Source organism: Nonomuraea jiangxiensis, from assembly GCF_900099965.1.
Taxonomy (GTDB): Bacteria; Actinomycetota; Actinomycetes; order Streptosporangiales; family Streptosporangiaceae; genus Nonomuraea; species Nonomuraea jiangxiensis.
The window spans coordinates 111,270-134,388 of sequence record NZ_FNDJ01000028.1; the positions used below are offsets into that span (position 1 = coordinate 111,270).

General features: G+C 63.2%; 19 protein-coding genes and 1 pseudogene. 10 read left to right on the forward strand and 10 right to left on the reverse strand.

Annotated features, from left to right (window positions below; genetic code table 11):
• Positions 1-36 precede the first annotated feature (36 nt).
• Both BLS95_RS42790 and BLS95_RS42795 read right to left on the reverse strand, forming a co-directional pair.
• Complete coding sequence (locus BLS95_RS42790) at positions 37-324, reverse strand: pilin (protein ID WP_245765634.1); 288 nt, start codon at positions 322-324, stop codon at positions 37-39.
• A gap of 285 nt (positions 325-609) precedes the next feature.
• Positions 610-1,335, reverse strand: a complete 726-nt coding sequence (locus BLS95_RS42795; RefSeq protein ID WP_143044115.1) for a hypothetical protein — start codon at positions 1,333-1,335, stop codon at positions 610-612.
• 667 nt (positions 1,336-2,002) lie between these two features.
• Between BLS95_RS42795 and BLS95_RS42800 the strand changes: the two genes are divergently transcribed.
• Positions 2,003-2,779: a hypothetical protein gene (locus BLS95_RS42800; protein ID WP_143044116.1), complete on the forward strand. Its 777-nt coding sequence runs from the start codon at positions 2,003-2,005 to the stop codon at positions 2,777-2,779.
• Positions 2,780-3,016: 237 nt separating this feature from the next.
• Here BLS95_RS42800 and BLS95_RS42805 read toward each other — a convergent pair whose 3' ends face one another.
• Entirely contained in the window at positions 3,017-3,436 is a 420-nt protein-coding gene (locus BLS95_RS42805) for a hypothetical protein (protein WP_143044117.1), read from the reverse strand.
• A gap of 239 nt (positions 3,437-3,675) precedes the next feature.
• Between BLS95_RS42805 and BLS95_RS60010 the strand changes: the two are divergent.
• The 5 genes and pseudogenes from BLS95_RS60010 to BLS95_RS42825 form a co-directional block, all read left to right on the forward strand.
• A pseudogene (locus tag BLS95_RS60010) lies at positions 3,676-3,951 on the forward strand (DNA methyltransferase); the annotation flags it as partial.
• A gap of 258 nt (positions 3,952-4,209) precedes the next feature.
• A complete protein-coding gene (locus BLS95_RS58520; RefSeq protein WP_245765635.1) occupies positions 4,210-4,539 on the forward strand; it encodes a class I SAM-dependent methyltransferase in 330 nt (109 codons plus the stop codon).
• Positions 4,536-5,399, forward strand: a complete 864-nt coding sequence (locus BLS95_RS42815) for a TRM11 family SAM-dependent methyltransferase (protein ID WP_090945338.1) — start codon at positions 4,536-4,538, stop codon at positions 5,397-5,399. The genes BLS95_RS58520 and BLS95_RS42815 overlap by 4 nt, the downstream gene beginning before the upstream one ends.
• A gap of 811 nt (positions 5,400-6,210) precedes the next feature.
• A complete protein-coding gene (locus BLS95_RS42820) occupies positions 6,211-6,402 on the forward strand; it encodes a helix-turn-helix transcriptional regulator (protein WP_090945339.1) in 192 nt (63 codons plus the stop codon).
• Positions 6,399-7,763 (forward strand): tyrosine-type recombinase/integrase, encoded by a 1,365-nt coding sequence (locus BLS95_RS42825; protein WP_090945340.1) that lies wholly within the window; start codon positions 6,399-6,401, stop codon positions 7,761-7,763. Before BLS95_RS42820 ends, BLS95_RS42825 begins: the two co-directional genes overlap by 4 nt.
• Positions 7,764-7,887: 124 nt before the next feature.
• On the opposite strand, the gene BLS95_RS42830 is transcribed toward BLS95_RS42825, so the two are convergent.
• The 4 genes from BLS95_RS42830 to BLS95_RS42840 all read right to left on the reverse strand — a co-directional run bounded on the left by BLS95_RS42830 (position 7,888) and on the right by BLS95_RS42840 (position 13,136).
• Positions 7,888-8,775, reverse strand: a complete 888-nt coding sequence (locus BLS95_RS42830; protein WP_218136258.1) for a restriction endonuclease — start codon at positions 8,773-8,775, stop codon at positions 7,888-7,890.
• An 86-nt stretch (positions 8,776-8,861) separates the two neighbouring features.
• Positions 8,862-10,013, reverse strand: coding sequence for an HNH endonuclease (locus tag BLS95_RS57240; protein ID WP_218136259.1), 1,152 nt, complete (start codon positions 10,011-10,013; stop codon positions 8,862-8,864).
• Positions 10,014-10,791: 778 nt separating this feature from the next.
• Positions 10,792-12,786, reverse strand: coding sequence for a DUF6571 family protein (locus BLS95_RS54890; protein ID WP_143044118.1), 1,995 nt, complete (start codon positions 12,784-12,786; stop codon positions 10,792-10,794).
• Between the two features lie 41 nt (positions 12,787-12,827).
• On the reverse strand, positions 12,828-13,136 hold the full coding sequence (locus tag BLS95_RS42840; protein ID WP_090945342.1) for a hypothetical protein: 309 nt from the start codon (positions 13,134-13,136) through the stop codon (positions 12,828-12,830).
• A gap of 626 nt (positions 13,137-13,762) precedes the next feature.
• Here BLS95_RS42840 and BLS95_RS42845 point away from each other — a divergent pair.
• The 4 genes from BLS95_RS42845 (at position 13,763) to BLS95_RS42865 (ending at position 21,128) form a co-directional block, all read left to right on the forward strand.
• Positions 13,763-14,458, forward strand: coding sequence for an NUDIX hydrolase (locus tag BLS95_RS42845; RefSeq protein WP_090945351.1), 696 nt, complete (start codon positions 13,763-13,765; stop codon positions 14,456-14,458).
• Between the two features lie 7 nt (positions 14,459-14,465).
• Entirely contained in the window at positions 14,466-15,614 is a 1,149-nt protein-coding gene (locus tag BLS95_RS42850; RefSeq protein WP_090945343.1) for a 5'-methylthioadenosine/S-adenosylhomocysteine nucleosidase family protein, read from the forward strand.
• The gene (locus tag BLS95_RS42855; RefSeq protein WP_090945344.1) at positions 15,611-17,605 is read left to right on the forward strand and encodes a hypothetical protein; all 1,995 of its coding nucleotides are present in this window, start codon (positions 15,611-15,613) and stop codon (positions 17,603-17,605) included. The genes BLS95_RS42850 and BLS95_RS42855 overlap by 4 nt, the downstream gene beginning before the upstream one ends.
• 199 nt (positions 17,606-17,804) lie before the next feature.
• Positions 17,805-21,128: a class I SAM-dependent methyltransferase gene (locus BLS95_RS42865; RefSeq protein ID WP_218136260.1), complete on the forward strand. Its 3,324-nt coding sequence runs from the start codon at positions 17,805-17,807 to the stop codon at positions 21,126-21,128.
• 232 nt (positions 21,129-21,360) lie between these two features.
• Here the strand turns inward: BLS95_RS42865 and BLS95_RS42870 are convergent, their stop codons facing one another.
• The 3 genes from BLS95_RS42870 to BLS95_RS42880 all read right to left on the reverse strand — a co-directional run.
• Positions 21,361-22,278 (reverse strand): hypothetical protein, encoded by a 918-nt coding sequence (locus BLS95_RS42870; RefSeq protein WP_143044119.1) that lies wholly within the window; start codon positions 22,276-22,278, stop codon positions 21,361-21,363.
• A gap of 64 nt (positions 22,279-22,342) precedes the next feature.
• On the reverse strand, positions 22,343-22,807 hold the full coding sequence (locus tag BLS95_RS42875) for a transposase (protein WP_090945346.1): 465 nt from the start codon (positions 22,805-22,807) through the stop codon (positions 22,343-22,345).
• 82 nt (positions 22,808-22,889) lie between these two features.
• Positions 22,890-23,119, reverse strand: a 230-nt coding sequence (locus tag BLS95_RS42880) for a tyrosine-type recombinase/integrase (protein ID WP_176993679.1), incomplete at its 5' end; no start/stop codon positions are given.

Sequence of the window (23,119 nt, forward strand, 5' to 3'; positions counted from 1 at the left end):
AGCCCGAACACTCTGAGGCGAGCGAGGGCCGCCACGTCAGGCCCCCACGATCCGCTGAAGAATCTCCACCAGGACGGGGGCGAGCATCGCCACTCCGAACCCGAGCGCACCGTACCGCAGCGTCTTCTTGGCGGCCTCGACCTCACCGGGGTCGCCGCCGGCCAGGATGTAGCGGACTCCGCCGATGGTGAAGAACAGCGTGGCCAGGCCGACCAGCAGCCCGATCACCACGTTGCGCAGGTTGGTGATGACCTGGTCGAGCGAGGCGGACGCCAGGTTGGTCATCGCCTCGGCGACCCCTGGCACGGTCAGTGCGGCCACCATGCAACCGGCTGTCCAGAGCGCTGAAGCGGCACCACGCCGGACCCAGCTCGTACCTGCTGGAACCCGGACAACGAACAACGGACAAGGCCGAAACGGCTTCATGACATGGCTCCCCGAGACGTGAGGTCCTGAGCTGGCCGCCAGCCGTGATCACAAGCCCGGAGCGGGCCGGGATGGGTGTCCTCCTTCAAAGGACGAGGGACGATGGGCTCGATGGGAACGGGCAACCGCCCCTCAGGAACCGCCCCGAGCCGTGATCACGCCTGACATGGATGAACCACCGATTCAGCAGGCGAGATTGGAGGCTGGCCCGTCACAGCTGACCGAGACTTGACCCTCCTCGATCGCTCGCGCCAGCCGCGCTTCCGCCGCCCGCCGCCGCTTGTACAGCCGATCCGCCGGCACCCCCAGCCGCCCCGCGTACGCCCGCAACGCTTGCCCCTCCAAGCGGGTCGCGTTGATCAGCTTCGCCTCGTCAGGGGTAATGACATGGCACCGGACAGCCTCGGCGAGCACCATGAACGGCTCCGTGTCCAGAGCCACTGGTTCCGGCGTCTCAGCGCAGATCTCGATGGAGGCGAGCTCGCGCGCCCGAACCCCAAGCGCACCCTTCCTCGCCCACAGCAGCAGCCGAGGCAGGATGTTCGGCCGGTCGAGATCGATCCGGCGCAGTTGGGCGACGAAGTACGTCACCATCTCCGAGACGATGTCGTCGATCACGTGGGCGGGGCAGTTCTGCGTGGTCCTCGCGGCCAGGTTCTTCAGCCCTGGCATCGCCATCCCCACGCATCCGATCACCCAGGCCGGACCGTCGGATCGCGAACGTCGTACGAGATGCGCCCAGACGGCGTCCTTCAGTTCGTCGCTGGCCTGTGGCGTGAGCAGCAGCTCCTTCAGCTCACCGAGATCGATCGGACGCTGGGGCGTTCCATGTCCGATGGAGCGGCCGTCTACCGAGAGCGGGCTCGGACCGGTGACCAGGAGTGTGAACGCCCTGTCCGCCACGCTCAAGGCGTTGTCGTTGACGATCTTCGAGGTCGTGCTGTCGTGTATATCGAGGGCCATGGTGTCTCCCCGTGGCTCGCGCCGGCTTGGTCGATCCAGGTCTCGACCACCGGTTGGGGGACGCTGAGAACACCAAGGGAAGAAGCGCGGACACCATGAACCTGCTGCGATGCTCCCATCTCTCATCTGACCTGGGGTGATAGACAGACCCGAAGTGACGCGCAAGGGTCATGCCAAGCTCGCCGATCCGCAGCTGACCTGGTGGTAGGCGCTCCACTGAGCAAGCTGTCAAAGTTCGTGCCAAGCCCGTCGCCGTGGGCACCTTCGTCATTCACCGTGAACATCCCCATCCAATGGTTGCGAGGGGTTCACGGACATGGTGTCGCGACACCCTCATGGGCACGATGGGCGTATGCACTCGGAGTGGTCGTCGCCGCTGGCGGTACCTGTTCGAGGCCTTGAGCCCCTTCAAAAAGGGGGTATTGCGCACTATTGTGCGTCTCCTGCCTCATCCTGATCCCGTGATTTCTGCCGAACCGGAGAGCGTATGGCCAGGAGTAATTCGGGTTGTGGGTCACCGCTTCTAGCGCTCTTGGGCGCAGGGGCTTACCTGGCCTTCCTGAGCCAAGTCGCCAGTAGCGGCGGCCTCCCCGCCGTACTTAGGCTGCTCCTGGTGACGGGCGTAGGCACAGGTCTGTTCTTTGCCGTTCGGGAATGGCGTCGTGCCAGGCTGCGGTGGGAACGAGCGGCTCTCCAGTTAGCGGCCGAGCGTGAGCACGTCCGGCGCACGGTGGATATGGTGCTGGACCCTTCGCTGACCATGGAGGAACAACTCGTCGTCATCGACGGTTTTATCCCTCGCCTCCGCTCTCAGGGCGTGCCCGACCCAAGAGTCGGACCACTACGTGACCGGCTTGTCGTCGTAAGCGATCTGACGCCCAACGCACGGAAGCTCCTCGATCGGGCCAGGAGAGCCGTGTGGGCGATCTATGGCTCACGTGTCAATCGCTTGAAGATGCTGGATGACATCGCAAACGACATCATCCTGCCGCGCGAAGTCTGGGAGATCGCTCACCTGCTGCTCACACAGAGCCTGCTCGCCAAGCGCCAGCAGGAGGCTCGTCGTGCTGTGCTGGCCACCGCCGAGTTCGAGGCCGTCCTGGCCCCGCAGGAAGCGGCGCTGCGGCGCTCCATTGAGGGAACCATGGAACGTGTCGTCATTGTCGAGGAGTATGCCCGGCGCGTCCAGGAAGCCGATGCTGCCCTCCTCGCGCAGGAGATGCTGGGAGATAACGATCAGTATCGGAACCTGTTGGCACGTACCGATGATGTTGAAGGCATGCGGCAGCTGACCTACCAGGCAGTGGCGGCGAGCGAGGTCCTCGCGAAAAGCGTCAGGGACGCGATTGAGGTGGGACAGATGCTCATTCCCCCGGAGGTCTCGCCATGAATGCCCTGTGGCGTGAAGAACCTGTTACAGCTCAGGCCGGGCCGGCGAAACGGGCTGGACCTTTCACGTGACTGGCCATCCAAGAGCATGATCATGGCCCTGGATGACGAGGTTGCCCGTGCCGTGCTCGCGGCTGGCGCTGTACGCCGTTGCGCTGCTTCGATCGGTGCCCGAAACGGAAAGGGAGGACAGGAGCGGCCAGGAGGCTCGACACGATGACGGCGCCTTGCCCGTGTCCTACGTAAGATCTCCGTCCGTCCGGGCATCTTCGCTGGTCAGGCTCGGCATCATTCCGAACAGCATCTTGCAGAGCATGGCCGTGAACACGAAGCCGGACACCACGGGAATCGTTATCGACAAGGCAAACGAAAGACCCTGGTGGGATACCCAGGAGTCGTAGTCCGGCTGGAAGACGAAGACGCCCAACATGGCGAAGGGCGCCATCAGGCCTATGAGCGGCCAGACAGGCAGGCGAGCCAACCACGCGGCCGTCATGCTGAGCGGGAAAGGTGCCAGCGCGACCGCTATCGCCAAGTTGACCTCGGATTCCGAGTCGTCGACCGGCCAGGCGAGGAGGAGCAGCAGTAGGACCGCCGCCACGGATCCTGCCAAGGCCGACCGCAATAAGAGACGCACAGTGAGATTGTCGCGGATCAAGATCGGACAGGTCGATAGCTGTCAGAGACTTACTCCCCTCGACGGTCAGTCACGACCGTGTGCAGATGGGATCGCCTGACGGCCGGTAGCTATTTTCGCGTGCCCTACCGGCAGACAGATGACTGATTGTGACGCTTCCCATTGATCTGAGGCAGTGGTGGAACGAGTCTTTCCAATCACAACTGATCAGCTGGTGTTTCAGTACATGGGAACGGACGGCCGTCGTCGGGTCACCGCATATGAACAAGAACCGTGGACCGCGGTCGAATGGCTCGCGTCCTGCCGAGAGGCGGTTGGTGCCTCTCTCGGTCTGGCTGTGTTCCGACACCACATCCGACACAGCCAAGGCCAGTCGCCGCGCTACCGAAGCAGTCTGCGTTCGGCACCACCGGGCCGTGGGACAGGAACTGGCACGGCATCTGATCGGTGCCTGTACCCGTCCAGGCGGGGTCGTTGCGGATGTCTTCACGACGAGCGAGACCGTGCTCGTCGCAGCGGCGGAGATGGGACGGCTGGGGATCGGTTGCGTTCCGCGTCTCGCAGTCGCTCAGCATCTGGTCGGTCGTCTACGGCAGGAACTCACGGCGGATCGGCGGGCGGCGGTGAGGCTACGTCCTCATGGGCCGCATGAGATTCGGGAAGCGCTGCTCGGTCTCGAGGGCACGGTTGAGTTGCTGATAGCGGCTCTCCCGCCCTATCCCAATGCCGGATGGGCGGTCGGGTCAGGGGCGGCGTCGTGTCCCTCGTGCAGGACGGAGGGGCCGACTCTTGCGATGCCACAACTCGGCCGATTCCTGGCGGACGCGCGGCATGTGCTCGCGCCGGGCGGTCACTTGGCGGTGATCACGACAGCACGGCATGAGCAGGGCAGGCTGGTGGACCTGGCTCCGGGGATCATCCGGCATGCGAGTGCGGCCGGGCTGGCTTACGTGCAGCACGTCATCGCGGTGCGTGTGCCCGTTGAGGGGGACGCGCTGGTTGTCCAGGCTGGTCCGGCCGAACTGGCGCAGCTTCGCCGGGCTCAGTCCGCAGAGCTGCCGCCAGTAGTGTCGGTGCACGCGGATGTCTGCCTGTTTGCTCGTCTCGGCGGTGGTGCTCGATGAGCGAGAGCGTGCTGCCGTCAGTGCTGGCCACGGGCCAGCTGCAGTCGCGAGTGCAGCGGCAGGGTCGGTATGTCGCGGAGTCGATGAGGCATCCGGGCAAGATGCTCCCGTCGATCGCCTCCCAGATCATCTCCGCGTTCACTGAGCCGGGGGACCTGGTAGTGGATCCGATGTGCGGGATCGGGACCACGCTGGTGGAGGCGGTGCACCTGGGGCGGCATGTCGCCGGGATGGAGTACGAGGCGGACTTCGCTGCTCTCACCGCCGCCAACGTCCAGCACGCCCGCTCTCAAGGCGCTGCGGGATTCGCTCGGGTGGCCTGTGGCGACGCGCGGAACATCGCGACCGTGCTTGGGGATCTGCAGGGGATGGCGGCGCTGGTGCTCACCTCTCCGCCGTACGGGATGAGGACGCACGGTCACGTGCAGTGCGGTAGCCGCGAAGGCGGCGGGCCGGTGAAGAAGTCGAACCACCGGTACTCCACCAACAAGGGCAATCTTGCCCACCAGCGGCTGCCCCAGCTGATGGAGGGCTTCGGACAGATCCTCGCGGGGTGTAGGGAACTACTGCAGCCCGGCGGAGTTGTCGCGATCACGATTCGGCCGATACGGGTCGACGGGCAGCTCGTAGACCTTCCTGGCCAGGTCATCGAGACCGCAGAGGCGGCTGGCCTGGTGCTCACACACCGCTTGGCGGCGTTGCTGTGCGGGCTGCGTGATGGCCGGCTGATAAACCGGGCGTCGTTCTTCCAAATGCTGGAGGCGTGGAGAAGCCAGGAGAAGGGGCAGCCAGTGTGCGCTGCAGCCCACGAGGATCTTCTCATTCTCCGCATTCCCAAGCCCTCGCCCCGAAGCCGCTGACGCGGACCGAATAGCCGCATAAGCCTCAATAAGGCGCGCTGGATGGCGGAGAAGTGCCGTCACGTGTTCTCAAACTGCATGGTGTCAAACTCGGGAGCGTTCTTTCCTGAGGAGTCGATCCGCCTTTCGCGCCCTACGCGTAGTAAGCGATAGGCGTAACCGCCCCACGTGGTTGAGATGAGACGTGACGACCATAAACGTGCTGGCCATATGGCTTGACGATCGGGCCAGAGGTGCGGGTTCATGCCACGGGCCCCACGGCCTAAGACACCCGCTATTCCATGTGATCGCCATAGGGGATTTCGGGGTGACAGGAGAAGTGTTCGGTCGGCCAAGCATATGAAAGGAGGTTCTATGTATGAAGGTCAGTCCCCTCATCAAACGCCGAGCCAGTACCTAATTCGCATGTAGCGATGTCGAGCCATACACCGCCTACGTGCAGCGGCCCCCGACCTGGCCACACATCCGCCAAGACGATCGCCAGGCCGAGGGCCATCCCACCCCAACTCACTGGAGAGGATGAATTCATCTTGCACCACCTTGCCTGCTCCCATGCCGTACTCACGGTGACCAATCGCCTCGATGGTCCAACAGACGACAGTTGCGCTGAACAGCAGACCGATGCGACGCACTCCACCAAGCCATATCCGTCACCGGCGACGTCGACTTCACGACCCGCCCACTCTTTCGCCGCGGCGGGATCGGCCAACGCTGGGGCGGCACCCTCTCTGGGAGGCAACGCTTCGCGTCACCCGAGTCTCAACCAGAGCCATCTCATCAATACGGAGCCCTCTGCCCGGGGCGGTGACCGATGAGCAGGTACGACGAACTGCTGACCGTCACGCAGGTCCTCGAGGAACTGGGCGGTGTTTCCCGCCGCACGTTCTACCGCTGGCGCCAACTCGGCCGAGCGCCGGTGTGCATCCAACTGCCCAACCTCGAACTCCGCGTCTGGCGGAGCGACCTCAACGCCTGGATCGAGTCACGACGGGAAGCAGCATGAAGACCACCTACGACGTGAAGCTCGGTGGGATTCAGCAGCGCTTCGACCGGGACAGGACCGCCTACGTCGCCCGATGGCGCATCGCCGGCAAGGAGAAGTCCAAAAGCTTTCGGAGTAAAGGGCTGGCCAGTGCGTTCATGTCAGATCTGCGGCAAGCGACCAAGGTAGGGGAGGAGTTCGACATCGCTACCGGTCTACCGGCTTCGATGTTGGCGCCCGAGTCCATCGGCCCCTCCTTCCTGGAGTTCGCCCAGTCCTATGTTCTTCGCCGCTGGAACACATCGGCGGCTCGGACACGAGAAACGGACGCGTACGCGCTCCTGTCGCTGGTCCCCGCCCTGGTGACAGATGCCCCTCGCCGTCCCACAACCGAAGCGCTGCGAGAGGTGCTCCGGAATCACGCACTCCTCCCGCAGAACCGACGGCTGGAACTCACCACGACGCAAGCCGCAACTTTGACCTGGCTGGAGCGCGCTTCCCTGCCACTGGCAGCTCTGGGAGAGCCGCACGTCCTACGTACAGCCCTGGAGGCGATCTCGGTAACCTTCGCCGGGTCCCCGGCGGGGGCGAACACAGTGCGTCGCAAGCGCGCCGTTCTCCATCACCTGCTTGAACACGCCGTAGAGCAGAAGGTGTTCGACAGCAATCCGATGGACGGCATCAAGTGGACCGCACCCAAAGCCGTCACGGTCATCGACCCTCGCACGGTGGTCAATCCCGTCCAAGCACGGCAACTCCTCGACGCCGTACCCAAGGTCGGACGCAACCGGGGCGCACGACTCAAGGCACTATTCGCCTGCATCTACTACGCCGCACTCCGGCCAGAGGAGGCAGCGGATCTGCGACAGAGGAACTGCACGTTGCCCGAATCGGGGTGGGGGATGATCGTTCTGGAGAAGGCGCGGCCCCAGGGCACGAAGCGCTGGACCAACTCGGGCGAGACCCACGAGCCCCGAAACCTAAAGCATCGAGCAGACAAGGAGACACGGGAGATCCCGATCCCACCTGTCCTGGTCGCCATCCTCCGCGAGCACATCGCCGAGTACGGCACGGCGAGGGACGGCAGGATCTTCCACACGGGCACGGGTGGCACCTACTCCAGCTCGGCGCACTCCTACGTCTGGCAGGAGGTCCGCAAACTCGTCCTCAGCCCTGAACAGATCACCTCGTCTCTGGCGGGCCGACCATATGACCTACGCCATGCGGCGGTCTCGCTGTGGCTGAACGCAGGCGTACCTGCTGTTGAGGTCGCGAAGCGCGCTGGCCACAGTGTGGAGGTCCTGCTTCGGGTGTACGCGAAGTGCATGGACGGCCAGCAAGAGCACATCAATTCGAAGATCGCTGATGTGCTGACCGATTAGGTCGTTGGAGCAACGACGGCCCCGGCCAAGCCGGGGCCCGTCTCACTTGGCGCTCGGCGACCTCTACCGTTGGCGGACCATTACGGCTGAGGAGCGTCGTCGATCGGTTCCTCCAAGTGAGTCATCACATCCCTCGGAGGAAATTCGTGTCGATCACCACGTCCTCTACCTGGCGAATTGTGGTGGTGACTCCGATTCCGTACTCCTTGAGCAGGTCACAGAGCTGATCACCATCGATGAGATCGATGGGCGTGGCTCCATCGCGAGTGGCTTCCTTCTTGGCGGGTTCGGTGAACGTTCCCGTTGTGATCATCAGTCCGCGGTCCCCGCGTCCGCTCAACGCGCCGCGGAAGGCCTGGACTTCGGGCGCGCCCACAGTCCCGCGGTAGCGCTTGCACTGGAAGAAGACTGGAAAGCTGACGAGTGAGATCCGGTACTTCCCCCAGCCGTCGATGCCGCCATCGCCGGAAAGCTTGGTGACGTGGGTGTTGGAAAAGCCGGCCTCGCGCAAGAGCCGCTGCGAAAGACGCTCGAAGGCGTCCGGGGGCATCGCGAGTAGGGCCTCACGGAGAACCTCCCGCCAGGCTTCCTGCCCAGCCTCCACGTCGCTGCTGTTGGGAAGCGGCAGCTCCTGTCTGGGAGGAGCGACCGCCTCTCGTGGCAGATCAGTGATCTGGTCGCTCTCCTGGCGCGGCCTATTTCGAACGGCCGACTGGTAGTCCCTGTGGAGCTTCTCGATCTCGTCGAGTCGTACGGTGCGTCCGTACTCGGTGAGAGACCACACCCGCTTGCTGTTGGTGAGGAGCCCCATGCCCTTGAGGTAACTTCTCGCCCAGCCGATCCGTTCCTCCAGCAGGGTCTTCGCCCCCTTGTTATTGAGGACGGCCTGTTGCTCTTCCGGGAACTGCTCGTTCTCGATGACCTTGGAGCTGATCTCGGTGATCGATCCGGAACCGTCGAGGTCTCGGACGGCCGTGAGGGTGGGCCATAAAAGATCCTTGTACGTGGGCACTGTTGGGCTTGTCACAGGGGGATCATGGCAGATAGATCCGACAATTTCGCTCAGGGGCTGCACCTGCCGTCAACAGTATTCATGAGTCAGCACAAATTGCGGTGGTACGTCAGATAGTGCGTATCGACGTCGTGACCGGGAACGGTGCGCAAGGTGCCCATCGACTCGCTGGTAAGCCGGTTGACCACTGTGAGGTCGTCCCTGACGACAATCGCGCCCTGGTCGAAGAGCACGTGGTCGTTCGGGCATAGGCACAGGAGATTGCCTGCCACGTCGTGACCGTCGTGCGGGCTGCCGAGCGGGCGGATGTGCGCTCCCTCGGCGTACGGGCCGTGGGGGAGCAGCAGGCGAATCCCGCAGATCTGGCAGGTGTGATCGTGCAGCGTCTTGATCAGTCGTGAGAGCGCGTTGTCCCGGATGATCCGTCTGACTGTGGCCAGGCGGCGCTCCGGGGGACGATTCTGAGGCGGCGTGAGCGGCTCGTCGTCGGCATCGTCCAGGCCGACGCGTGTGAGCAGCGCGTTCTGGTCCACGTTCGGGAAGTAGGTGCTCAAGAGGTATGCGGTCGCTTGAGACCGTACGGTCTCGTCCTGCGTCACCAGGTCGTAGACCCACTCGCGGAGACCGGAGAGCGGCTGATTGCGGCTCATCCATCCCAGAGGTGGGCTGCCACTGGGTTGAGGCGGCTCCGGGTGATCGGGCAGCGTCCATAACCCGAAATGGGTGAGCTTCAAGACGGGGTACTCGGGGTTGGGCTGGTCGCCTTCAAGTCCGTACTCGTTGATGAGCGCACTGATCTCAGCGCGTGTGACACTCCAGGGAGCGATGCGTTCCTGTCGATGTGCGGCTCGGCCGAGCGCCCATAGCAGGGTGAGCGGTTGGTGGCGCTTGGGTCGGCCGTTGGAAGTAGCGGCGTCGAGATTCCTGATCTTGTCAAGGAACATCCCGGTGGGCGACGCATCCCGCCGCGAAGTGACGAGAAACCCGAGGTGGCCGAAGACTCTCCCGACTGTGGCAGATCCTCCGGAGAACTCCGCAGCCCGAAGCGGGCGCCCACCGACACCACGGTGTGCTACGCCGGCGATGGCCTTGGAGTCATAGCGGCGTCCGTTGTGGATGATGAAGTAGTCGCGCGCCTCGCGGTAGCCGTACCGATCGAGGAAGGCGTCGCGGCCCAGCTGGTCGTACTCCTCAATGGCCGCCAGGACCATCTCACGATCAATGTCTGATAAAGCCATTGGATCACGATATGTCCGGCGACTGACAGTCGCGTGAGCGTTGAGCATGCGGAGGGGCGAGCGGGAGAGCGGGAGAGCTGCCGTGGTGGGCGCCAGACTCGGTTGCTGGCCGCGAGGGCCGTGCCGCAGGATCATCCCGAGCACGTATGTGGCGCCGCCTTCTTGGCTATGGCTGGGTCGCTCGTCGCGGGCTGATAAAGCCAAGACGTCCGGGGCAGATTGATAACTCATCCGGGTGATGAAGAGAGAAGCTGAGGCTTGAGCTGCCTGGCGAACTCAATAGCATCTGCGCGAACGTCTCGGCCAGGCGCGCCGCGGTAGATTCTGACGGAAAGAAGCTTCGATTCATCGGATGCCCATGTGAGCGCGTAGGCACCCACCGGAGCGCCATCCTTATCCTTTATTAATGCACTGAAACCAGGGCCCAGGTAGTCCGGCAGAGAAACTCCCTTCTCGCTTGCTCTGGTAGCTTCGAGGCTCTGGGCGGACGTATCCATTGGATCGTGGAGTTCGATTAACATCCAGGCGGGTTCTGAAGCGTTCGGCAATCTGGTCACTTGGCAATATGCAAAATGATCTACCGAGGTCGTGCCGTCCGCATAGAATTCGGCCAGGCCGGTAGCGCGAGCGATGGCGTCGTGCGATACAAGGCCGCACTCTCGAGGCTCGGCGGTAACGTTACCCAATGGGCGCTGATCCCGTTGTGGAGGAGAACTAGAGCAGCTGGTTGCGAGCAAGAGGGCGGTGAGCGAGGCCAACAGGAACGATCGGCTGGTCATTAGTCTGCCTTGGGGTCTGGTGGCGGAGGTGGCGGGGCGAAACCGCTTGTAACCGCCGCATCCGTTTCGCTGAAAATTCGCGTGGCTTTCGAACTCTTCAACCATTCTGTATATGCGAAGTCCTCGTCCGCATTCATGGTGTTGCGTGGCTTGAGCTGCCCGTCACTCTTGAGAAAGTCCCCTGACGACCCTTTCGCGTAGTTCGGGAATGCGTGTGGATGCGTGCTCCCCGGGGTCGACGCTTCGCCGAACAGGCCATGCCGTAGCATCGCACCCGCAACAAGATCTTTGAACATGTTCTGGCTATCAACCAGGGTCGACGCGGCTTGGGCACGCGCCTTCTTTCCTGCTTCGAACTTCAGAGCGTCATCGAGGCTTCCCTGCATGCCCTCGTATCCCGCAACGACCACATCTCCCGCTGGTGTGAGTACTAGCTTTGTCGTGGTGATCAATGCGTCGGTGAACGCCTCATAGGATTCGTCTCTTCGATCTGCCTTGTTGATATCTGAAAGATTTCCTGTCTCTACTATGAGGTTCAGGGACCTGCTCAGATTGAACACCTTAGCTTTGAACTCTTGCGCCGTTGCGTTGACCATTCCTGCTTCGAGGATCCGCTGCCACTGTTGGGCAAGCTCGCTTTTCGTGGCGGTCGGATGACTCTTCTTCCACTCTTCGAACACCCTGGCGTTTTCTTCTTTGAGCTGGTCTGCCTGCACGTCCAAAACCTTCACGCTGTACACCCCATGGGCTTTGGTGACTGTTTTGAGCGCTTCCGAATTATCGAATACCCACGTCATCATATCTTTCAGGGGCTGGCGTTCGAAGGTGGCGCCATACGGCTGCAAGCCAGGAATATTCGGATCGGTGTCAAGCAGCGGCGTGACGCCCATGGTCTCCTTGTCGCTGCTTCCCGGAGCGCGGTGGACATCGCTGATGTAAGCGGATAGCACGTTTGCTGCGTTCATTCGTGTCTTGCTGAGCGTAGCTTGAGTCTTTTTGTCGGCCCAAAAATGCACTGCCCAGGAGGCGATCAACGCAGACTTGTATCCGCGAGAATGTCCCGGAGGTTGTGTATGGTCCCGGTACGTTGTCGATGCGGCTTCGATTGCTCGCCCGATCTCCTGCCCTCGGTCAGCCCACTGGTGCTGCCGCATCAGGTAAGCCAGCGGTTTTCGTGCGGGGTCGGTAAAGAAGTCCTGCGCTACTCTCGGATTATTTGCCAGGGCTGCCGCTAGCCCATCGCCAAACCATATGACGCTTCCTTGATCGGCACGGCTCTTCTGCGCGTCATCATAAACCTTTCTAGTTAGTTGGAGCAGGAAGGCGTCGTCGAAGCTACCATGTTTCAGTAGCTCGTTTACGATTTTGCTGTCTCGCACATCCTTATTGCTGACCAGCTGGTCCACAAAATCCTTGGGTAGTTTCACATCGCCAACGCCCCGCGACGCCGTTCCCAGCAGGGTGCCAATAGTGCTTATGAGTCGCTGTTGATCAGATACGGCGCCTTCGCTTTTAAGGGTGCCCATGATGCCCACGGACTGATCGAGATCCACCAAGAGCGCCTTGAGTTCGTTGGGAGGTATCTCCTTCAGAAGTGCAACGGCAAAGTACGGGTCGTGCCTATGTGCTTCCAGCGCATCTAACGCCTTGTCGCTAAGAGGTCGCTGCAAGAAAGGAAAGTTGCGTCTTGCGGCTCGCAGCTCACCGGCTACCTGCTTTGCTGCCGCAGCCCCGCTGGAAGGCGAGTTCGAAACCCAAAGGGACTCGTCCGCCCACACCACGCCCTTGTCGAGACTGATCTTCTGGGTCGCGATGATGAGGTCTAGACGTCGCTGTAAGTCGGGAACTCGTTCACCGATCTGGAAGCTGATGTCCCGTAACATGCCAGGCCCGGGCATGCTCGTGTCGGCTGCACGCAGAGCGGAGCCGATCTGATCATCGATCTCAGGCCATGATTGCTTCAAACGCTTGATCTCGTTGATCAGTTGGGTCATCAGCGCTGGATCTATGCCGATACGTGTCGGATGCGGGCTCATCAGCGAGGCATCCCAGGAACGGTATGGGATGGCAGTTGTCCATACGGACGAGTTAGCGGGTCAGTGGATGACTCGGCGGGGCCGGGGGTCACGGGTACGGATTCGAGCATCGTAAGTGCCCGGCGGAACACGCTCTTGTACGCAGCATCCCAGGCTTCACAGTCTTTGATGAGCTTGTCCGCGGCCTTGCCCTTCATCGCGCCGTCTTCGAGTAGACGGATGAGCTTGAGCACGTCATGGGCGTGCTGGTCGCGTAGCTGCTCGATCGTGCGACGAGCGGCGTCGATCTGTTCCTGCGTCGCCATCATCCGAGACCTTGAATCTTGAGGACGAATAGCTCTGGGATCAATGTGACGATAAGGGCAGTCTGAAGCTGCGTCGAGTAGTCCTGCTGAAGTGGCATAGGCGCGACAATTCACTGGTCTACTGCGTATCTCGCACGATGGTTCTATCCGTTGGTGATGCGACAGGCCGCATGCCTGAGGGGCTGGTCTCGATCTTTCGTGATCTTGTCGTGGTTGGTTGAACGATTCGGCCGAAGGTCGAATGAGCTGCGGTCAGCACGCTTGCCCGGCTGTCGCGTCGGGTGGGCGGGGCTCCACGGACCCGGGGGATGTCCTTTCCTGGTCGTAGGAGCGGCTTTGCGGGCGGACAGGGCAGGGCTTGCAGGCGGGTCAGAGTGGCGAGGATGTCACGGGTCCCGGGCCATCGCTCCGCGATGCGCAGAAGCAGGCAGCGGCCGCGGCGCACAAGCCGTCCGGCCACCGCGAACAGTCGCAGGCGCAGGCGTTTGGCTTGTAGCCACGGGCGGCATTGCCAGGCATCGATCGTCGAAGCAGCCGGTTCCACGATCGGGTGGGCGGGCGACGCCGCCGTGAATAGACGTACTCAACAAGGACTTCCTGTCGTTCTGACAAAAAGCTATGGTGTGCTCATGCCCGACGACCCATGGCAGCCGCCGCGCATCCTGCTCGCGGTCGACCTGGTGATCCTGACCCTGCGCGACGCGCGCCTGCACGTCCTGCTCGTGGAACGTGGCATCGACCCGTTTCTCGGGGCCCTGGCCCTGCCGGGCGGCTTCTTGCGCGACGAGCACGAGGACATCGAGGTGGCGGCGCGGCGCGAGCTGTCGGAGGAGGCGGGCCTGTCCGACGTGCATCTGGAGCCCCTGGCCGTGTACGGCGAGCCGGGCCGCGACCCGCGTGGCCGCGTCGTGTCCGTCGCCTACCTGGCCATCGCGCCCCGGCTGCCGGAGCCGGTCGCCGGTACCGATGCCGCCAACGCCTCCTGGATCCCGGTGGACGACGCCCTGGCTCCGGGCGCGAAGCTGGCGTTCGACCATCGCCGCATCGTCATCGACGGAGTCGAGCGCGCGCGTGTCAAGCTGGAGCACACCGCCCTGGCCACCGCTTTCTGCGCCGAGTCCTTCACTATCTCGGAGCTCCAGCAGGTGTACGAGGCGGTCTGGGATGTCCGCCTCGATCCCCGCAATTTCTACCGCAAGGTACAGGGCGCCCGCGGCTTCATCGTCGCCGACGGCCCGATGCGCAAGACCCCGAACGGGCGGCCCGCCCGGCTCTTCAGGGCGGGCCCGATCCATGTCCTCAATCCCCCAATGACTCGGCCTTAGGAGGTCGATGGTCATGATCGTGATCCTCACCGCGCTGGATCTGGAGTATCAGGCCGTCCGCAGGCACCTGAGCGATCCGCGCGTGCACCGTCACACCGCCGGTACCCGCTTCGAGGTCGGCCGCCTCGCCGGCGACGGGCGCCGGGTGGCTCTGGGCCTGGTCGGCAAGGGCAACCATCCGTCCGCGGTGATCACCGAACGCGCGATCGCCGAGTTCTCGCCGTCGGCGCTGCTGTTCGTGGGGGTCGCCGGGGCGCTGTGGCCCGGTGTCGGCCTAGGCGACGTGGTGGTGGCCACGCACGTCTACGCCTACCACGGCGGCACCAGCGAGGATGACGGCCTCAAAGCTCGTCCGCGGGTCTGGGAGATCGATCACGAGACCGACCAGATCGCCCGCCACCTCTACCGCACCGGGGCCTGGGCCCGTCACCTGCCTGCGGGAGCGGCTGCCCCCGAAGTGCGTTTCGGCCCGATCGCGGCCGGCGAGGTGGTCCAGGACTCCGCGATCTCCGCCCACGCCCAATGGGTGCGCCGCACCTACAACGACGCGCTCGCGATCGAGATGGAGGCCGCCGGCGTGGCGCAGGCCGCCCACCACAACAGATCGCTGCCCATGGCCGTGGTGCGCGGCATCAGCGACCGCGCGGACGGCACCAAGATCGAGACGGACGGTCTGAACTGGCAGCCGAAGGCGGTGGCCAACGCCGCCGCCTTCGCCGTGGCCCTCGCCCAGGAACTGGCCGTGGAGCACGACAACCGTCCCCCGAGCAAGGCGAGAGAGGCGAGCAACATGTCCGACAACGTGAAGAACGTCGCCCGCGACAACGCCCGCGTGGGCGTGCAGGCGGGGCACATCCACGGCAACGTCACCGTCGGACACCCTCCTCAGAGCCAGGCGGTCGACCCGATCACCCAGCTCGCCGAGCTGCGCGACCAGCTTGCCAGGGCCCGCAAGGCCCAGGAAGTCGACGAGGAGACCTTCACCGCGGCGGAGGAGGAGATCGCCGTCGCCGCCGAATCGTTGTCCGAGAGCACCGAGGCGGGCAGGAGCAAGGCGATGATCGCGCTCAAGAGACTCCGCGGGCTCCTGGCGGACGTGGCGGAACTGGCCGCGCACGTGTCGGCCGTGATCGCGGCCCTCCGGAGCGTCCTGTGAACGATTCCTCCTCCGGCCCGACCAACGTCGCCCAAGACTCGGCGAACGTCGCCGTCCAGGCGGAGGCCATCCACGGGCCGGTCAATATCTATCAGGTCGCGGCTACCCGTTCGGCCGAGGAGATCTTTCAGGCGGGGCTGAACTGCCTTCGCGCGGGAATGGCTCCGGAGGCACGTGAGCACCTCCGCGAGGCCGTGGTCGTGCGCAGCTACGTGAACGGCCGCTCCTGCTTCTACCTGCTGCTGGCCCTGCTCAGCGGACGGACCCTGCAGCAGCTGCCGCCGAACGAGATCGACATGTTGCGCTGCGTACGCGGTGCCGTCAAGGACGACGACGCCTGGGCCGACGCGATCAAGCTGGTCGACCACCTCCTGACGTCACGGCCGCAGGAGAGCCCGGCTGTCGGCCTGGAGCAGGAGTTCCAGAAGCTGACCGACGAGCAGCGTAACGACCTTCTCCAGCACATGGAGATGTTCCTGGACAGCTCTGCCGAGGACGCCCTCTGGGCGCGCGCCTTCGAAGCGGCCAAGGACGACCGCTACGCGCTGAACCGGCTGGACCGGGCCTGGAAGTTCTTCCAACCGGAGCCCATCGGCGCACGGGTACGGCCGGCGGACCCCGTCCTCGTCGGACCCGGCGCCTGGACCGCGGCCACGGCGACCACCGCGCTGGCCTTGGTGACCGTCGGCTTTGTCGGCGCCACGGCCTGGCAGCACAACGAGACGGTGGCGCTATCCGCCCTGCTGACTCTCACGGCCGGCTGCTACGCGAGCGTGCGCAGCGGTGTGGAGTGGAGGTGGAAGAAGGAGCGACGCCAGGCGAAGGACCGCGAGTATTCGCACAGGCCGGCCACCACCACGCGCGGTGACGGCTTCGCGAGCAAGATCGACCGGCAGTTCAGCCACTATTTCGCGCTGTACACCCCAAACGACACGGACCCGGCTCTCTGGCTGTCGGAGACGGCGGGGATCCGGCGTGCCCTGCGCGACGAGGTGGTCACCCTCTACCGGGAGAGCACGGTCAACGCCAAACGCGTCGCCTGGCTCACCAGATACCTGGTTGCCGACGTCACGCGGCGCTGGCAGGCGGGAGGGCTGTGGGACTACCGCAAGGAGCTGCGCGTCTCCGTGCTTCTGAGAATGAGGTGCGTGCTCACCTCGATCGCGGCGATCGTGGCAGGCGGCTTCCTGGTCTGGAGCGCCGCGCAGGTCAGGCCGCTGCTCGTGTCGCTGGCCGCGATCGTCGCCCTGGCCTCGGTCTGGTCGATGGCCCGCCTCTGGCTGCGCATCGCCGCGGAGTACAGGCGCCACTCGGCCGACAAGCGGGAGAAGGAGCGGCTGCTGGCCGGCCGCCGGGCGGCTTTCGACCGGTGGAAGCGCAAACTCGACGACAGACCGGACGACCTCGAAATGGCCCGCTGGCTGGAGTGCGACCGCAAGGTGCTGATGGAGCAGGCGATGGATCTCTACCGGTTGAAACGGCAGGACGTCCTCGCTCACGCCTTCATCGAGGCGCCGGCCACGCCCTTCTACGACAGGGCACGCATCGAGAACGGGCCATGGCGCTATTCGAAGTACAAGATCCTGCTCTTCCTGCTCACCAAGGACGGTGTGCGGCAATTGACCCAGCACCTCGACTTCCGCAAGGCCACGACCCGCAGCCGGGCACGCATCAATTACCGCTACGACGCGTTCACCTCCGTCCAGGTGGCCGAGACCGACAACGGAGAGAACGTCTTCGAGCTGACCCTGACCAACGGCGACCCAATCAAGGTCAAGGTGACGGATCCGCCCACGGATGTCACCGAGACCGAGGACACGGATCCGCAGAACGCCTCACAGCTGACTCTCGGCACGGCCGGGCTCGGTAACGCTCTGCACGTTCTGGAGGGGGTCGCCGCGGAGGGCAAGAAATGGATCGCCTTCGAACGTCAACGCGAGAAAGTTCCCCAGGCGGAGGTGAGCCGGGCCGTGAACGCCATGTTCGCCTAACGAACCCAAAGGTTCGCCGAGATCGGCCACGCGCGCCTCCTGCACCCCGCTCACCAACAGCTCGGTGGGCCGATCGTGCTGATCTGGGACAACGTCAACACGCACTCGACGCCCGGATGCGGACCCTGATTGGCACCCGCCCGTGGCTGATGGTGTTCTACCTGCCGACCTACGCGCCCGACCTCAACCCGGTGGAGACGTGTGGTCCCATCTCAAACACAACCTGGGCAACCTGGCCTCCTGCACGCTCGACGACCTCGCCAAGGTCATCTGCAGCCGACCCAACCAGCTGCAGCACCGCCCCGACTTCCTGAACGCCTTCCTGGCACACACCGGTCTGATCCCGAACCCCAGATCGACATGGAACTCCATACTTTCAATCTGTGGTAGCACTGAACTGCTGGGCAAGCCCGCCGATTCTGACTCGCCTTGGTTGCAAAGTCCAGTATTTTCAGCTGGTCTAACGCGTGATACAACCGTAAGAGTGTCCACTCTTGATCGTGAGGACGTTCAAGACGTACTTAGGCGCCTTACGGGGCGCAACATCCTGCGCAGCGAGGCAACGATTCAGGCCGACGTGCGGCAGATTCTACTTACCGGTGGGCTGAACCTTGCTGAGCATGATCTGGACGTTAATCTGGAGGCTCAAGTAGGGGCTGGCCGTAGGATCGATATCGAGGTCGGATACACGGTTATCGAGGTCAAAAGAAGCCTCACCAGCCAGGCCACCATCCGTGCTGCAGAGGCCCAGCTCGAGGATTATGTGGCGACGCGGACACGTGAGACCGGACAGCGCTACGTAGGAATCCTTACGGATGGAGCCACGTGGCGTGCGTATCAAACTGAGAATGGCGTACTGATCAAGGCAAGTCAGCACGATCTCAAATCTGGGCGTCCAGACTTGGAGGCACTGCTCAGGTGGCTCGAAGGTGTGCTCGCCACGCGACAGAACGTACCGCCCACCCCTACCGAGATTCGTGAAAGGCTCGGTGCTGAAAGCGCCTCATACGAGCTGGATCGCGCAAACCTAGCGGCCATGTACGAAGCGTACGGTCACCTCCCCACCGTCCAGCTCAAGCGGCAACTTTGGTCGCAATTGCTCCGTAGTGCCCTCGGGACTCAGTTTAGCGATGATGATGAGCTGTTTCTCGAACACACATTGCTCGTTAATAGCGCTGAGATCATTGCTCATCTCGTCCTCGGCCTAGACGTTACGGACATGCAGCCAGCTACATTGCTCATGGGCCAACGCTTCGCCCTAGCTCAACTTCACGGGGTTGTCGAAGAAGACTTCTTTGACTGGGTTTTGGAGGTACCTGGAGGTGAATCCTTCATCCGAACCCTGTCCCGGCGACTGGCCAGGTTCGACTGGGCAAACGTTGAGCACGACGTGCTCAAGGTCCTCTACGAGTCCATTATTGGGACCGAGACACGCAAACGTCTTGGGGAGTACTACACTCCGGACTGGCTCGCTGATCAAATAGTCGCTGATACTGTTACCGACCCTCTCAACCAGCGAGTTCTTGACCCCGCTTGCGGCTCTGGAACGTTCCTTTTTCATGCTGTCCGACGCTACCTCACTGCTGCCGATGAGGCAGGGATTCCGCTCGCCGCCGCCTTATCCGGTCTAACCAGCCATGTTCTGGGGATCGACCTGCACCCAGTGGCCGTCGCCCTGGCCAGGGTCACTTATCTGCTAGCCATCGGCCGAGGCCGCCTCATCGACTCGCGACGAGGCCCCATCACAGTCCCTGTGTACCTGGGGGACAGCGTGCAATGGACTCAAAGGGTGGACCTCTTCAGTGACGATCACCTCCTCATTCCTACCGGCACCGGTAGCACGCTATTCGAGGACGAACTGCGCTTTCCGGATCACCTTCTTGCCGATGCGGGCCGCTTCGATCGGCTCATATCTGAACTGGCATCCCTGGCAAGCAAGAGCCGCGCACCAGGGACGGTCCCGTCGCTCGCCACGCTGTTCAAGCGGCTCGCCGTGGCAGAGACCGACCAGCGCGCGATCAGGGAAAGCTTCGAGGTGCTCTGTCGATTGCAGGATGAAGGGCGGGACCATATCTGGAGCTACTACATCCGCAACCTTGTGCGCCCTGTCTGGCTCAGCCGAATTGAAAACCGGGTGGACATCCTCGTGGGGAACCCGCCGTGGCTTTCATTCCGGCACATGCCCACGGATATGCAAGTAGTCTTCCGCGAGATGTCAGAGGCGCGGGGGTTGTGGCACGGCAACGTGGTTGCCACGCAGCAGGACTTGTCCGGACTGTTCGTTGCTCGAGCCGCTCAGCAGTACCTCAAAGTCGGCGGGGCGTTTGCGTTCGTGTTGCCGAACGCCGTATTGGATCGCGGATACTTCGCTGGCTTCCGCTCAGGTAAGTACTTTGACCCCGCTGAGCCGACCACGGTGACGTTCACCGGGTCCTGGGACCTTCGCCGGCTACGGCCGCACTTCTTTCCCCGTGGAGGAGCTGTGGTATTCGGGCGCAGGACTGACAACGCTGCCCGTGTGCTCACTGCGGAGACGACCCGCTGGACGGGAATCCTGCCCCGAGGCGCACATAGGTGGGAGGATGTGAGGTCTTTTGTGAAGCGTGAGTCGGCCTTATTGGTTAGGGATGACGATACTGCCAAGGCGCCTTCCCCTTATGCGGCCCGATTTTCCAACGGTGCCACGATCTTTCCACGGGTACTGTTCTTCGTGGAACCGCAGCCTGCCAGCCCTCTCGGCTTCGGTGCTGGCAGACTGGCCATACGCTCGGCCCGTAGCAGCACCGAGAAGCCGCCATGGAAGAATCTCCCCGCACTCGAAGGGGTGGTGGAAACCGAGTTTGTTCGGCCGGTGCTACTGGGCGAGAGCATCATTCCCTATAGGGTCTTACCCGCGCGTGAGGCAGTGCTTCCCATCCAAGGAAATAAACTACTCGAAGGCGACAGCGCTCGCCTCGCCCTCTATCCGGGGATGGCCGAATGGTGGCAGCGCGCTGAGCGATTATGGGAACAGCACCGGTCAAGCGATCGGCTTACACTCCTCGAACAGCTCGACTTCCGCAGGAAGCTCACCATCCAGCTTCCCGGCACTCCGCTCCGCGTGGTCTACGGTAAGGCCGGGATGCACGTTGCAGCAGCCCTAGTCGAAAACCCAAACATGATCATTGATCACAAGCTCTATTGGAGCACTGTCAGCAGCTACGACGAGGCTCTTTATCTGTGTGCCATCCTCAATTGCCCAGCGCTCACGCAACTGGTTAGACCATTGATGTCGTACGGCAAAGATGAGCGGGACATCGATAAGCATCTCTGGAAGCTCCAGATCCCGCTATACGACTCGGGCAACGACGCACACGTACGCCTTGCCGCATTAGGGCAGATTGAAGCCGCAAGCGTTGCTCAGCTTGAGCTTGATGAAAGCAAGAACTTTGTCAAGCTGCGCAAGGTTGTCCGGGAGGCTCTGTCTCAGATGTCATATGCACGCGAGATCGACGAGTTGGTGAGTGAGTTGTTGGACCACTAATCTCGATTCTTCAGCGGGATGGGTTGCGTGAGCGGCTCCGAGCTTGGCCGTAATGTTCCCGGTGCGGTCGGGGCGGGCCGTCGCCCCTAAATCGAACTGGGCGGGATACTCAACTTCTACCGCAGCATTGTCTCCGGTGAGATCAGGCTGGACCGGGCGCGCGTGCTCGGCGAGGCCTTGCTGCGCACAGCGGCGGTTTCGAACCGCGTGCATAACATCGGTCGGCTGCCAGTTAGATGGGAACTGTTTGATCCTCACCGGTCGAGGTCGGATCGTCGAGAAGGTCGAACCGCAGGTTGACGAAGATCCCTTTTAGGGGCACGTCGTTGGCCTGGCAGAAGGTGAGGATGTCGTCCCAGTGCAGGTCTGGGTACTGTCTGGTGGTGACATAGGGTCCGACGAAATCGTGGAAGTCCCAGTCCTCATCCTCAATTTTCGCGAGATTCCGGGTGACGAGCTGCCCAACTCGGCTAATCATTTCCTCCCAGGTCAGCCCGGTCGCGTCCACGATCTCTTGGAGCAGCACGCCGTACGTTGCGCCGAAACCAAGCTGGCCAGAAAGCTCGCGGCCTCGCTGCAGCAGGATGACGAGCATCTCGCGGGCAGGTCGACTGAGGCCCCGGATCGTCTCGGCGAACTCCGCCACAACGGCGACGTTGCCTTCTCGACTCTCGGGATCGTCGTCATCGTCCCAGCCGTGGTAGGCAAGATAGGCGCGGAGGGTTCTCGCGGGCGTCACGGTGGTGGTCTCGGTCCAGTCGACCACCCGGGCGAGCATGTCCTGCAAACCGTCGCGGAAGGGCGCCTCGTGCGCGTCCTTCATCGCGCGCAAGACCTCGACCGTGTACTTCTGCACGTCGTTGGTCACAACGTGGTGCTCGTGGCACATCAGCATGAGATTGGACGCGGCGCGCCGGTCCTCATTGGACATCTGCTCGTTGAACCGCTCGCCGCCGCGTTCGGCGGCCTCAATGTGGCAGACCTGGGCGATGAACGTGCCATCGGGGTTGATCAAGCGGGAGGTGCAATCAGGGAAGGCGCACTCGTTGCCGCTGAAGGAAAACAGCCACCGGAGCGTTTCCTTCGTGGGGCTGAGCCGCTTCACAGGGGGCTTGCCATCTGTCTGGCCTGTCACAAGCTTGTTCTTCACCCAGAGAGGCTATCCTCCTATCCCATCCGTCTTAGTGGGCGTTTGGTCCTTTCTGGTCCCGGGTTCAGGTGCCGCGCCAGGTGGGCGTGTTCTCGCCGGTGAGGCGGCGGGTCATGAGGTCGATCATGGCGATGTGGATCATGGCTTCGGAGCGGTCAGGGCGGGCTTCGTAGTCGCGAGTGAGGCGGCGGTGGAGCATCAGCGAGCCGAAGGTGCGCTCGGCCACCCAGCGGCGCGGCAGCGGGGTAAAACCTTTGGCGGCGGGGTCGCGGCTGACGACTTCGACGTCGATGCCGAGGCTGGCGGCGCCGTCGATGACGGTGGTGCGGTAGGCGCTGTCGGCCCAGGCCTTGGTGAGGGTGGGCTGGGCGGCGGCGACCTGGGTCAGGAGCGGCAGGCCGGCGGCGCTGTCGGAGACGCCGGCGGCGGTGACGAGCACAGCGAGGAGCAGGCCGAGGGTGTCGGTGACGATGCTGCGTTTGCGGCCGGCGATCTTCTTGGCCTTATGCCTGGACCGGCATAACGGCAATTATCTGGGGTTGGATGTTATGCCGGGCTGGGTGGATCAGGGCTGGCCAGCGAAGGTCTGACAGCGTGGCCGCCAGAGATAATTACAGGTTTTCCAGGAAGGCGAGCAGGCTGTCGCCGGGGCGGTAGCGCCGGGTTCCGACGCCAGGAGGTGCGGTGCGGGCCAGGGCCTTCTCCTTGGTGGCCAGGTCGGCGTGGAGGTAGATGTCGGTGGCCTTTGTGCTGGTGTGGCCGAGCCAGAGCGCGATGGTGGAGGTGTCGACGCCGGCGTGCAGCAGCGCCATTGCCGCGGTGTGTCGCAGGGTGTGCGGGG

Coding starts and splice junctions, on each gene's coding strand:
- BLS95_RS42790 (WP_245765634.1), bottom strand. CDS start 324: ATGGTGGCCGCACTGACCGTGCCAGGGGTCGCCGAGGCGATGACCAAC.
- BLS95_RS58520 (WP_245765635.1), top strand. CDS start 4,210: ATGCCACAACTCGGCCGATTCCTGGCGGACGCGCGGCATGTGCTCGCG.
- BLS95_RS42815 (WP_090945338.1), top strand. CDS start 4,536: ATGAGCGAGAGCGTGCTGCCGTCAGTGCTGGCCACGGGCCAGCTGCAG.
- BLS95_RS42820 (WP_090945339.1), top strand. CDS start 6,211: ATGAGCAGGTACGACGAACTGCTGACCGTCACGCAGGTCCTCGAGGAA.
- BLS95_RS42825 (WP_090945340.1), top strand. CDS start 6,399: ATGAAGACCACCTACGACGTGAAGCTCGGTGGGATTCAGCAGCGCTTC.
- BLS95_RS57240 (WP_218136259.1), bottom strand. CDS start 10,013: ATGGCTTTATCAGACATTGATCGTGAGATGGTCCTGGCGGCCATTGAG.
- BLS95_RS54890 (WP_143044118.1), bottom strand. CDS start 12,786: ATGACCCAACTGATCAACGAGATCAAGCGTTTGAAGCAATCATGGCCT.
- BLS95_RS42840 (WP_090945342.1), bottom strand. CDS start 13,136: ATGATGGCGACGCAGGAACAGATCGACGCCGCTCGTCGCACGATCGAG.
- BLS95_RS42845 (WP_090945351.1), top strand. CDS start 13,763: ATGCCCGACGACCCATGGCAGCCGCCGCGCATCCTGCTCGCGGTCGAC.
- BLS95_RS42850 (WP_090945343.1), top strand. CDS start 14,466: ATGGTCATGATCGTGATCCTCACCGCGCTGGATCTGGAGTATCAGGCC.